The following is a 12,463-nucleotide window of genomic DNA, read 5'->3' as shown; positions in this document are numbered from 1 at the left end:
ACAGAGGCATCTCAGCCACGTCCTCTCTCAACAGGACCCACCGCGGCCCGGCTCAGCACCGGACCGCTCGGGATCTGCGCGAGCACCTCGGCCGCCATGGGCCGGGGTGCCGCTCCGCCGAACCCGAGCGCCTTGATGGCCTCGTCGTCCGCGAGCCGGTACTTGAACCCTCGATCGGTGATCAGGAACCTGTCCGGTTTCGCACCCGCGCCCGTCGGTGCGGGCGCCGACGCCGCGAGCAGTCCGGTCCCTGGCTTCAGATAGGCCCCAACCTGCTCGTTCATCCCGAACCACGCGAAGTTGCGCTCGGTGGTGACCGGAATGCTGACTACCGAACTGCCGAAGAGTTCCTGGCGCAGGCAGTAGGCTCGCTCACCGATCGGCATCGATTTGGCAGTGAGCAGGTCCGGAATCCTGCTGGTCAGAGACGTGTCGGCAGACCGGGGCATGCTCGCCATCGTCGCTGCGTCGATATCGGCGGCGGACTCTCCCTGCGCGGTCGTGAGTAGCGCGGCCTCAGTGCGCGACATCGGCGCGAGCCCGTCCGGACGAAGCACCACGAAGTTCTCGGTGCCGTTGCCGGCGGCCTGCCGGAACACCGTGCCCACCTGGCGTGCCGAACCCGCGACCTGCACCGTGCCCCGACCCTCGATCGAAGCGGGTCCAATCTCCGGTCCGTCCGGCAGCGCGGCGAGCCACGCGGGTGGTGCGGACGGTGGCGAGCTGGTGCCGAGGCCGAGCGCGACGGCGACGGCGGGCGAGGCGAGGCGCAGCTTCAGTCCCGACCACACCAGGTACTGGTGCCCATCGGTCGAGCCGACCCACATGTACTCGCGCTCATCGAGCGGGGTGGAGGACGCGTCCGGGTTGGCGTTGAGGCTCATCAGCCCCTGGCCCGGCGGCTGCCCACCGCCGGTGTGGGGCAGGCAGAGCAACCAGGGCGTGGTGACCAGCGCATTCGCCGAAGGAACCGGGTCCGGTGCGCCCAGGATGCCGATCGGCGCGCCACGTTCCAGCCCACTGAGCGAGGCGCGGGAAATCGTCTCGACCGTCGCGCCCGCGCCCTTGAGCAGCATCGCGGACGCGTGGTTCACCACCGGGAACAGCAGGCCGCGGTCGTACACGAACCGCGCGCCGCTCTCCTTCTCGACCAGGATGGTGTTCGGCTTCTTCCAGGCCATGTTGCCGCCGGGGTTGATCAGGCCGTACACCCAGAATCCGACACCGACCAGCAGCGCCAGCACCACGCCGTACACCAGTCCCATCAATGCCCGGCGGGCGGGTGCCTCGCTGTAGTTGGTGTCGCCCAGCAGCAACCCGGCGCTCATCCGGCCGACGAGCGTCTGGTAGGCGTGGACGTGGTCCTTTTTGGTCTGCACTCGGGCTCACCCAGCCAGTCCGCGGGCCCAGGCGAACACACCGAGCACCTGCAATACGAAGGGCACCAGCGCGATGCAGGTCAGGTTCTCGACCACATCGCCCATGTGCGGCCAGATCGGCAACATCCGGCGATGCGCGGGCCGCAGTGCCGCCGCGATGAGCAGCAGCACCGCGACCAGCATCCCGAGGACACCGAACAGCCGCGACATGTCACTCATCCCGGCGAGCATGATCAGCGAGGGCAGCACGGCGCCCCAGGTACCGGCCAGCGCGAAGGCCGTGCGCTGCGCGACGTTGAGGAACTCCCGCGACCGCAACAGGATCAGCGCCGCGAAGAGGCCGCCGAGCGTGTGGTCCAGCCAGGTCGGTTCCACCATCAGGTACCAGAACCCGACGGCGAAGACGACGGAGCCGCCGATGGCGAGCACGCTGAGGTAGCGGTCGGCGATACCGGTCTGCTCCACGAGCGTGGCCGCGGGCATCGGCTCCACATCGATCTTCATTTCCTCGGCGGTACGCGGCAGCTGTGGGCCGCGCAGCCGGGCGGCGCGTGTGGCGAGCTTGGGAGAGAACAGCAACAACAGGTAGACCACAGCCATCACCACGGTGGTGGTCTGTGGCCGTGTCAGCTCGGCGCCGAGGTACAGCCCGGTCGCCAGCACCGCGCCGATGCCCACGACCGCCGTCGCCCCGAACGGAATGATGGGCAGGTCACGGGCCAGAATTCGTTGCACGACGAGCAACCCGGACGCGACGAGAGCCATGATGCCGCCGCCGACCAGCACGGCCACCGGGTCCAAGGCCATCGCGCCTGCGACACCCGCCAACCCGATCGTGCCTGCCAGCCCCGCGTACCCGCAGCCCGCCACACCCACGACCGCGGCGAGCCCCCGGTCCCGCAACGTTCGCGCGACCAGCACGGCGGCGACGACCAGGATGAGTGCCAACACCCCAGCCGTGGCCGTGGCGATCGCGGTGCTCTGATTCTCCAGCAGCGAGAGGGCGATCGCACCGAACGCGCACCCCGCGAGGCTCAGGAAGAGCTTGCGGTTGACCGTCTCGTTCCACCTGTTGCCCTGCCGGTTGACCGCGGTCGCCATGCCCTCGGCGATATCGTCGAAGTCCAGCTCCGGCAATGGGTCCTCGGCCCGGACCAGGTGCAGCTGCTCGCCGTCGAGCCAGTCGAGCGTCTCCGGGGTGCCGTCGGGTTCGAACGGTGCGTCGCCGAGTCGTTGCAACACCCACGTGCCGTACCCGTCGCCCTCCGGCGCCTTGTCCTGATCGCGCACGACGTGCTTGACCAGCGTCGGCAGCAACGCGGTCACCGTGGTGGCGACCGGAACGGCGAGATCGGCGCGGCCGGTCGGGCCGATCACCGTGATGCGGCACAGTTCAGCCTGCGTGGTCATGGTGTCTCAGTTCTTCCAGTGGCGCCGACGGCGATGCCCTCGGCGTCCGGCGAGGTCGGGACCGGTACGAAGCCGGTCTGGATCAGCTTCACTCCCCGGCGGGTCACGAGCTGTGCCCGGCCAGCCGGCAGGGTCCGCGGCGCGGCCTCCCCCAGGAACTTGCCCTCCTCCTTCGGATAGGAGAAGAGCAATGCCGGCGTGCCGAGCTCCCACAGCCTGCGGATGATCGGATCCATCATCCCGCGCGTGGCGTTCGCACTGCTGCGCGCCAGAATCAGGTGGAATCCAATGTGGACACCTTGTGCCATCAGCGGAAGCAGGGTTTCCAGTGGTGTGCCCACTCCCATGCCGCCGAAGAGCTCGTAGTCGTCCACGACCACGAACAGCTGCGGGCCGTCCCACCAGTCGCGGCGGCGCAGTCGTTCCGAGGAGATGTCCGCGCCGGGCACCCGCTTGTGCAGGGACACGGCGGCCTTGGTGGCCAGGTCGGCCAGCGCCTCGGTGCCGACGACGTGGCCGATGCGGTACTCCTCGGGCACCATGCCGTCGAGGTCGCGCCTGGAGTCGGCGACGAGAATCTTCGCCTGGCCCGGCGGGTATCCCTGCACGATCGACCGCAGCACGAGCCGCAGCGCATTGGTCTTGCCGGTTTCCTCGTCGCCGAGCATGAACAGGTGCGGCGTCGCGTTGAAGTCGTGCCACACCGGGTTGAGGCGCTGTTCGTCCTGGCCGAGGCAGATCCGCAGATCGCCCTCCGGGCGCGGCAGGTCGACCACCGGTAGTTTGGTCGGCAGCATCCGGACGCCGGGAGCGCTGCGGCCCGGCCAGAACGCCCGGATCTCATCCACCACGGACCGGGTGGACTCGGCCAGGTCCTCGGTTTCCGATGAACCGTCAAGCCGGGGCAGCGCGGCCAGGAAGTGGAAGCCGGACATGGTGAGTCCACGCCCCGGCTGGTGCGGCACGGTGGCCGCCTTGCGGCCCTTCACCTCCGACTCCATCGGGTCGCCCAGCCGCAGCTCGAACCGGGTGCCCAGCACGTCGCGCAGCCACGGCCGGATCTCCGACCAGCGCGTCGCCGCCACCACGAGGTGGATGCCGAAGGACAGGCCGCGGGCCGCGATCTCGGTCAGTTTGGTTTCCAGGTCGCTGAAGTCCTGGCGCAGGGTGAACCACCCGTCGATGATCAGGAAAACCTCACCGTAAGGGTCGGTGATCCGCCCTTCCCGGCGCGCCTTGCGGTAGGCGGCCATGGACTCGAAGCCGTGCTCGGCGAACGCCGTTTCGCGCATCTCCATGACCTGCACGACCTCGGCGAGCGTGCGCACCACACGGTCGCGTTCCATCCGGGTCGCGATGGAGCCGACGTGCGGCAGGCCGCTGATCGACATGAGGCCGCCGCCGCCGAAGTCGAGGCCGTAGAACTGAACCTCCTCGGGTGTGTGGGTCAGCGCGAGGCCGAGGATCAGCGTGCGTAGCAACGTCGACTTGCCGCTCATCGGCGCGCCGACGACGCCGACGTGACCGTCCGAACCGGACAGATCGGCGACCAGCAGCTCGCGCAACTGCTCGTAGGGCAGGTCGACCAGGCCGACCGGTACCCGCAGGCCGCCGCGTGCGGCCGGGGAGTCGACGACCATGCCCAGCTCGGGGTGCGGCACGACGCTCGGCAGCATCGAGTCCAGGCTTGGCGACTCGGCGAGCGGGGGCAGCCATACCTGGCGCGCCGCCGGTCCAGCTCCGGTCAGCCGCCGGATCAGGACCTCGGCCAGGCTCGGCGCGTCCTCCCCCGGCGCCGCAGGCTTCTCCGCCTCGGCATCCTCCGCTGCCGGTTCCTCGACCTCGGCCTCGGCCTTACGGATCTCGTGCGAGCGTGGGTTCGGCTGGGTGTAGAAGGGCACGATCTCGCCGGTGGCGAGCTCACTGTCGCTGATCAAGCCGCTGGCCGGTGCCGTGGTCAGGCAGGGACCGGAGACGTAGGCGCCCTTGAACCGGACCAGGTTCGTGGTGTCGATCTTGAGATATCCGTTGCCCGGCGCGGAGGGCAGCTCGTAGGCGTCCGCGACACCGATGACGCTGCGGGACTCCATCGAGGAGAACGTCCGCAGACCGATGCGGTAGGACAGGTGGCCCTCGACGCGGTGAATCCGGCCCTCGTCCAGCCGCTGGGAGGCCAGCAGCAGGTGCACGCCGAGGCTGCGGCCCAGCCGGCCGATGCTGACGAACAGGTCCATGAACTCCGGTTTGCTGCCCAGCAGTTCACTGAACTCGTCGACGATGACGAGCAGGGTGGGCAACGGCGGGAGCTGACCACCGGTGGAGCGGGCCTTCTCGTAGTCGAACAGCGAGGAGTAGCCGCTCTGGCGCAGGATCTCCTGGCGCCGGGTCATCTCGCCGTTGATCGAGTCCTGCATGCGGTCGACCAGGGGGAGCTCGTCCGCCAGGTTGGTGATCACCGCCGAGGTGTGCGGCAGCTTGTCCATGCCGATGAAGGTCGCGCCACCCTTGAAGTCGACCAGGACGAAGTTGAGGTGCTCGGAGGAGTGCGTGGCGGCGAGGCCGCACACCAGCGTGCGCAGCAACTCACTCTTGCCGGAGCCGGTCGCGCCGATCAACATGCCGTGCGGCCCCATACCGCCCTGCGCCGACTCCTTCAGGTCGATCTCGACGACCTCCCCGTCCTCGGTGACACCGATCGGCACCTGGAGCCGGGCTCGCTGCGGGACTTTCTGCCGCCACTGCGCGTTCACGTCGAACGTGTGCACGTCCCGAATGCCGAGCAGAGTGGTCAGCTCGAAGTCCGTCTCAAATGGGCGGTCGACCACGTCGACCGTGCCGCTGGTGCGCTTGGGCGCGAGCAACCGGGCCAGCGTGTCCGACTGCGGCAGGCTGAACCTGTCGCAGCTGGCGGTGCCGGTCTCCGCACCGACGGGGTAGGTGACCTCACCGTCGCGGCAGGTGAGCCGAAGCACCTTGGCGCCACCGGGCAGGGCGCCGGTGGCGTCCAGCAGCACGGTGTTGCGTAGGCCCGGCCCGAGCAGCGGCGAGTGCTCGGGGATGACCGCGCGGTGCGCGATGACCACGACGAACGGTTCGGCCACTCCGGGCAGCGAGCTCTTGTCGTGGTCACCGCGGTCGGTCACCTCGGCGCCGAGCAGGTCAAGGAGCTCGTCGTGGTCGCAGGTCAGCATCCGCAACGCGCCTGCCGCGTCCCGGGCCTCCGGGTGGGCGGTATGCGGCAACCACTTCAGCCAGTCCCAGTCCGCCTGGTTCTGCGGCGCGGTGAGCACCGCGACGCGCAGTTCGTCCGGGGCGTGGAACGTGACAAGCTGGGCGATCATGGCTCGAACCAGCCCATCCGCCTCCTCCGGGTCGCCGGCGAACTCGACGCTGGTGAAACTGCGCAGCCCCACCGAGATCGGGATGCCGGTGACCATCCGATAGGTCTCGCTGAACCGGCGCAGCGAGATCGCCGACAACGGTTCCAGGTCCTCGATCGGCTTGGTCGACGGCGGGCTGAACTCCATCGCCGCCTGCTGGGAACCGAGTCCGATCCGCACCCGGGCGAAGTCGTCGTGGCTGCCGCGCCGCTCCCACAGCCGGGGCCCACTCGCGATCGACCACAGCCACGACGGGTCCGGGTTGTTCCACGCGACGGCCATCCGCTGCTGGTTGCCCGCCTCCCGGGCGCGGCGGCGGAGCTGACTGATATACCGCAGGTAGTCGCGTCGTTCGGCGTTCAGCTTGCTCTTGCGTTCGCTGCCGCTACGCACCAACTGGCTGACCGCCATGGCCATCATGCCGAGGCCCATCGCGCCGGACATGATGATGATGAACGGTGAGCCGCCTCCGGACCCGACCGACGAGAACACGAGGACCATGGCCACCGGCATGATCGCCATCGGTAGGAACGTCAGCACCGAGCTGAAGTCCTTGACCGGAGGCTCCGGAATCACCGGCGGTTCCTGCAGTTCCTCCCCGCCCTCGGGCAGATGCGGGCCTTCGGCACGTGCACCCCGCTTGACGGTGACCGTGCTCATTCGATCACCCCCAGCGCGTTCGGCCTGGGCGATGCGGCCCACACATCCTCGTCCTGGGTGAGCAGGTCGACGGCCTTGCGTTCCGGCTCATCCTGCTCCTCGTCTTCGTCCCGCGTTTCGGGGTCTTCCTCAGGTTCGTCCCGCAGACCGGCGTCGGAGCAGACTGGGCCGTCCGGCGGCACGAACGGGCGCGGCATGTAGTCGTAGGGATCGGAACCACGTGGGTGCTCCATCGCGCCCAGGCTCGTGCTGTGGCGCGAGGTGTGCTCCCACCCGACGGTCTCCCTCAGCGCGAAGTCGGGGGTGTCCGGGGTCTGCTCCCCCTCGTCCTTTTTCCGCCCGGAGGCCGCGAGCCACAGCAATCCGCCCCCCACGGCGACATCCCAGGAGCTGAAGTCCTCGTCCGCATCATTCGGCCGGACCACCGGGACCAGGTTCTCGCTCGGCGGCGTGACCTTGTCCTTGACGACCGGTTTCTCGACATCCGTTCCGGGGCCTACGGGTTCTTCCCGTTCGACCTTCTCCGCGGACACCGGCTTCACCGGCGCGTTGGACGGCCCGAACGGCGAGCCGCCGAGCGGAACCGGCACGAACGGCACCCCGGGCGCCTCGTTGGACATTGCGTTGGGGGCAGCCGGCGGTAGGGCCGGCGTGTCGGCGATCGGCAGCCGTTCACGGTCCACAGCGGACGGCGCCCAGTCCGCGCGCTCACCAGGTCGCGCGAGTACGTCGCCTTCCGGATCACCGAGCCCGGCCGACCGCGTGCTCTCCCACGCCTCCGGCCCACCATCAAGCAACCCAGAAGCATCCGGACGATCCGACGACCCATTCCCACCACTGGTCGGCGGCGCCATCGGCGGCATCATCGGCATCCCACCACCCGGCACCCCACCCAACACCGGCGGCGACAGCACACCATCAAGCGGAGCAGGCGACCACCCCTCCGGCTTACCCGGCTGATGAGCAGAACTCACCGGATCACCACCCAAAGGCGGAACCGTGCTCTCCCACGCCTCCGGCCCACCATCAAGCAACCCAGAAGCATCCGGACGATCCGACGACCCATTCCCACCACTGGTCGGCGGCGCCATCGGCGGCATCATCGGCATCCCACCACCCGGCACCCCACCCAACACCGGCGGCGACAGCACACCATCAAGCGGAGCAGGCGACCACCCCTCCGGCTTACCCGGCTGATGAGCAGAACTCACCGGATCACCACCCAAAGGCGGAACCGTGCTCTCCCACGCCTCCGGCCCACCATCAAGCAACCCAGAAGCATCCGGACGATCCGACGACCCATTCCCACCACTGGTCGGCGGCGCCATCGGCGGCATCATCGGCATCCCACCACCCGGCACCCCACCCGGCACCCCACCCAACACCGGCGGCGACAGCACACCATCAAGCGGAGCAGGCGACCACCCCTCCGGCTTACCCGGCTGATGAGCAGAACTCACCGGATCACCACCCAAAGGCGGAACCGTGCTCTCCCACGCCTCCGGCCCACCATCAAGCAACCCAGAAGCATCCGGACGATCCGACGACCCATTCCCACCACTGGTCGGCGGCGCCATCGGCGGCATCATCGGCATCCCACCACCCGGCACCCCACCCGGCACCCCACCCAACACCGGCGGCGACAGCACACCATCAAGCGGAGCAGGCGACCACCCCTCCGGCTTACCCGGCTGATGAGCAGAACTCACCGGATCACCACCCAAAGGCGGAACCGTGCTCTCCCACGCCTCCGGCCCACCATCAAGCAACCCAGAAGCATCCGGACGATCCGACGACCCATTCCCACCACTGGTCGGCGGCGCCATCGGCGGCATCATCGGCATCCCACCCGCACCATTGCGATCCGGCGTCGGCGTACCTCCCGGGCCACCCGCCTTCCAGTCGTCCGGGTTCGGCACCTTGATCTCCGGCGCCGACGGCGTGCCATTCGGGCCACCGGCACCACCCGGGAGCTTCGGCGGATTGATGCCGCCGGGGAGATCACTCGGCGCCCCCGCACCGCCCTTGGAACCGTCAGGCAGCTTCGGCGGCGCGATCGGGTTGATCGCGGGCGATTTCGGCGGAGTGAGAATGCCACCGACCGGCGACCTCGGTGGCGTGGTGCCACCGCCGGTACCGCCAGGGCGCTTGGGCGGCTGGGTCACCGGTGCACGCACCGGGACCGGCAGGACAGGCGGAGGCGTCGTCTTGCCGCCGGGCCTGTCGGCAGCGGACGGATCCGTGCGGACAGGCGGTGGCTGGGTGTCCACCTTGGCCTTCGCCGGACCGTCCAGTGGGGGCCTTATCGGAGCATCCGGCGGCTTGACCGAAGCACCCACCGGCGGCGTCAGCGGCGGCTTGACCGGAGCATCCACCGGGGAGGTCAGCGGCGGCTTCACCGGCGGCTTGACTGGCGGCTTGACCGGAGCATCCACCGGCGGCGTCAGCGGCGGCTTCTTCGGCGGATCCACCGGCGGCTTCTTCGGCGGATCCTGCGGCGGCCTTTTCGGCGGATCATCCACCGGCGGCTTCTTCGGCGGATCCTGCGGAGGCTTCTTCGGCGGATCCTCCTTCGGCGGCTTCTTCGGCGGCTCATCCTTCGGCGGCCTGGTTGGAGGCGGCGTCTGCGGGGTAATCGGGGCAGGAACGGCCGCCAGCGTCGTGTCGAATCGGGTCTGCTCGTACTGGCCGACCAAGGTGTGCAGCACCTGACGCATGTCCCGGTTCAGCGCTTCGACGACTAGCGGAAGCTTGCTGACCTCGATCCTGCCATCCGGCAGGGTCACGTCAATGAGGTACGAGTGGCTTGCCTCGTTGTGTTCGTTGGCGATGCGGACGGCCTCGCTCGCGTAGTGGAAATCGATGTCTTGAACCGAGGTGCGTGCCCAATTGAGATACTCGCCCGCCGCCCACAATTGCTCCGGGGTCGGCGTGAGCCGAGCAGGACCGCCATCGATCTGATCCGCGTGTTGGTGAAACGTCTTCCCGAACAGCTGCATCGTGGTCAGGAATGCCGTGGCGGCCTCACCGCTCCACGGCCCGTCCTCGCCTGCGAGTGCGTCCGCCTGCTCGATGACGCTGTTGCCGACGACCACCAGGATTTCCTTGACCTCCCGGAATATCTCCGCGGCTTCCCACAGCGTCCGCGGGTCGGACTGCCCTGCAGCCGACTTATCCACCGCACCGTTCGAGACGCCTCCGGTGTTGTAGATCGCGGCCTTGATAGCCTTCCAATCGGCCGAGCCGTATTGGGCCCGTAGCAGGCCGTTTCCGCCGGCTATCGCGCGGAGCCCTCCGCCGGGCACTTCCTCGAAGCCGTCAGGTACTTTCGGTGGGTCAGCCATGGTGGACAACCTTCATGCGAGGCGAGAACGAGGACGACGCGGCCGCAAGGAGGCCTAGGACTTGGGCGGGGCGGTAGTCGGCGGGGCGGTAGTCGGCGGAGCGGGTGAGGAAGAGGGCACGCCCGCGGTGTTGAGATAGTCCTGCGCGCCCTTGACGAAATCGCCGAACTTGGCACCGGCCAGCTTGTTGAGTTCCTCGGTCTTCGAGTACTCGTTTGCCAGGTGATCGAGACCTGCGGCATATTCGACGATGCAGTCGATCGCCGTGCGCAGGAACTTCTCCGTGACCCCCTTGATCGACTCGCCACCGTCGACCACCTTGGTGGACAGTGCGTAGGCATCCTCGAAGTGACCTGGCAGCAGGCTCACCGTGCCCAGCTTCGTCCTGCACGTCTCCAGCAAGGGCCTGAGTTCGCGGAGATTGCGGGTGAACAGCTTGAGCGCGTCGGTGTTCACCCGGATGTTCTTGCCCTTGGACTCACCGTTGGCCGGCACGCCCGGGGGCCGGTGCAGCCCTGTGTAGTACTCACCGGGAGTGCCGTTCCAGTTGCCCACCGACGGATCGAAATTGACGTTGTACGGATTCGGCGGCAATTTGCCGCCAATGTTGTAATCGTCGCCCACGACGCTCTCCCGTCCGATATTTCTGATCAAGGTGACTGTGCTGCCGTCGAGAGGCATCGCGCCTATCGACGGCAGCGCAGCGTGCACATCTAGTAATCGCCCCAGGTCTTGATGCCGGCGTTCTCCATGTCTTTGTAGCCACCGGAGATGTGGTCCAGCGTGGACTGCGCGGAACCAAGGCTGACCGGCATGTGCGCCGCAGCAGCGTTCCACTCCGCCTTCGCGGCTTCGTACGCGGCGCTCGCGCCGTCGACCCAGTCCGCCAGCGTGCTTTTCACCGCCGCGTCCATGAATTCCAGTTGGGACTTCATGTTGCTCGTGACACTGGCCATCACAACGCAGACCTGATGTGCCGTCGCGTAGTTGTAGGTATAGAAGGTCATGGCATTTCCCCTTCAGGTGCTCAGCTGAAATGTGCGCAGTGGCGGCCTAGATGTTCAGACCCGGCCCGACCGGGACAACGCCGCGGGCGGCTTCGGTCATGCTCTCCTCGGTCGTCATGATCGACTTGCGGTTTCCGTGCATCATGTCGACCATCTGGCCGAGCTTGTCGTGGATCTTCTGGCAGTCGTCCTTCCATGCCTGCATCGCGGCCTGGAACTGGAGCGACGCCGATCCGGTCCAGGCCGCGTTCAACACGGCCAGTTCCGTGTCAACGTCCTGAATCCCCTTCCTGACGTTGGCCTGCATTGCTTCCAGGTATTCGGCCGCCTTCAGCATTCCCGCGGTCGTGGTCGACACTTGACCCATTGTGGACTCTCCTTTGCGAAGAACTACTCGTGCCATGCCCGGGCATGCGGTGCTTGCGCAGGCGGGGTAACACGAAAGTACCCCATCATGTATCGGAGCTCCCAGCAATAGTTTTCGCAACCGAATGTCCTTAAGGGCAACCGGTGCGACACATTCACACTTGCCTGTTAACGCCACAACAGAACACAAAGGCCGATTGGGGCGGTCATCGCCCCAATCGGCCTGGCTGCTACCCGACGAAATTCGAGCCTAAGGCTGTACATCCTCGGACGAGGATTCCTCGCCGCCATCCCACGGAACGACTCGGAGGCCGGCGGAATTCTGGTAGTCCGAATACAGCTCAGCCGCCCGCTCGTCCGCCATCATCATCGTCTCGCGAATGAAGTCCCCTGTCAGCCGCACCGAAGCGACACCGCCGGGATTGAACAACACGTCCACACCGTCGGCGAGCATCACCACCAGCTCGTCGAGGTCGATCCGCTTCCAATCCGGTGCGCTGTACCGCCGCCGGTGTGCCTCACCGGTGGCGACGACGACACAGGGGATGTCGTCCGGCGACTTCGTCACCAGCGGGCGGCCGTCACCGTTCATCGCGATGTCGAACAGGCTGTCGCGCAGCATGAGCTGGATGTGCTCGGCCTCGGCCCGGCCCTGCAACACCAGCCGCAGCACGGCGTCCACCGGATCGGTCGGCGAGTCCTCGTCGGAGGGCACATGGTCCGGGTTGGGCTGGAACTTACCGAGCTTCCCACCCTCCTCCACCGGCCACATGCCGACCACCGCCTCGATGGGCGGCGACTCGCCCTCCGACGCGGGCTCCCACGCCGAGTCGGTCAGCAGGAACCATTCCTGCGTCGGACCGTCTGCCTCGGCGCCTTCGGGTGCATCGGTCATGGTGTCCATCTTGGCTCCTGGT

The 12,463-nt window shown here is 67.8% G+C and carries 8 protein-coding genes; all 8 read right to left on the bottom strand.

Annotation, left to right across the window (positions count from 1 at the left end; all coding sequences use genetic code 11):
- Positions 1 to 11 precede the first annotated feature (11 nt).
- Positions 12 to 1,379, bottom strand: coding sequence for a type VII secretion protein EccB (gene eccB / locus C8E96_RS13440; protein ID WP_091384424.1), 1,368 nt, complete (start codon positions 1,377 to 1,379; stop codon positions 12 to 14).
- A 6-nt stretch (positions 1,380 to 1,385) separates the two neighbouring features.
- On the bottom strand, positions 1,386 to 2,789 hold the full coding sequence (gene eccD, locus C8E96_RS13435; protein WP_091384426.1) for a type VII secretion integral membrane protein EccD: 1,404 nt from the start codon (positions 2,787 to 2,789) through the stop codon (positions 1,386 to 1,388).
- Positions 2,786 to 6,829: a type VII secretion protein EccCa gene (eccCa, locus tag C8E96_RS13430; protein ID WP_091384429.1), complete on the bottom strand. Its 4,044-nt coding sequence runs from the start codon at positions 6,827 to 6,829 to the stop codon at positions 2,786 to 2,788. The genes eccD and eccCa overlap by 4 nt, the downstream gene beginning before the upstream one ends.
- Positions 6,826 to 10,173, bottom strand: a complete 3,348-nt coding sequence (locus C8E96_RS13425) for a hypothetical protein (RefSeq protein WP_133794409.1) — start codon at positions 10,171 to 10,173, stop codon at positions 6,826 to 6,828. The genes eccCa and C8E96_RS13425 overlap by 4 nt, the downstream gene beginning before the upstream one ends.
- Before the next feature lie 54 nt (positions 10,174 to 10,227).
- Positions 10,228 to 10,797: a hypothetical protein gene (locus C8E96_RS13420; protein ID WP_091575112.1), complete on the bottom strand. Its 570-nt coding sequence runs from the start codon at positions 10,795 to 10,797 to the stop codon at positions 10,228 to 10,230.
- An 89-nt stretch (positions 10,798 to 10,886) separates the two neighbouring features.
- Positions 10,887 to 11,180, bottom strand: a complete 294-nt coding sequence (locus tag C8E96_RS13415) for a WXG100 family type VII secretion target (protein ID WP_091384339.1) — start codon at positions 11,178 to 11,180, stop codon at positions 10,887 to 10,889.
- 46 nt (positions 11,181 to 11,226) lie between these two features.
- The gene (locus C8E96_RS13410; protein ID WP_166657976.1) at positions 11,227 to 11,538 is read right to left on the bottom strand and encodes a WXG100 family type VII secretion target; all 312 of its coding nucleotides are present in this window, start codon (positions 11,536 to 11,538) and stop codon (positions 11,227 to 11,229) included.
- A gap of 258 nt (positions 11,539 to 11,796) precedes the next feature.
- A complete protein-coding gene (locus C8E96_RS13405; protein WP_133794407.1) occupies positions 11,797 to 12,441 on the bottom strand; it encodes a type VII secretion system-associated protein in 645 nt (214 codons plus the stop codon).
- Between the last annotated feature and the right edge of the window lie 22 nt (positions 12,442 to 12,463).

The organism is Actinokineospora alba (assembly GCF_004362515.1).
Lineage (GTDB): Bacteria > Actinomycetota > Actinomycetes > Mycobacteriales > Pseudonocardiaceae > Actinokineospora > Actinokineospora alba.
This window is presented reverse-complemented; position numbering and strand designations above follow the sequence as displayed.

What these genes read in the sequence shown, in the direction of transcription:
- eccD (WP_091384426.1), bottom strand. Translation starts at nt 2,789, where the DNA reads ATGACCACGCAGGCTGAACTGTGCCGCATCACGGTGATCGGCCCGACC.
- eccCa (WP_091384429.1), bottom strand. Translation starts at nt 6,829, where the DNA reads ATGAGCACGGTCACCGTCAAGCGGGGTGCACGTGCCGAAGGCCCGCAT.
- C8E96_RS13425 (WP_133794409.1), bottom strand. Translation starts at nt 10,173, where the DNA reads ATGGCTGACCCACCGAAAGTACCTGACGGCTTCGAGGAAGTGCCCGGC.
- C8E96_RS13415 (WP_091384339.1), bottom strand. Translation starts at nt 11,180, where the DNA reads ATGACCTTCTATACCTACAACTACGCGACGGCACATCAGGTCTGCGTT.
- C8E96_RS13405 (WP_133794407.1), bottom strand. Translation starts at nt 12,441, where the DNA reads ATGACCGATGCACCCGAAGGCGCCGAGGCAGACGGTCCGACGCAGGAA.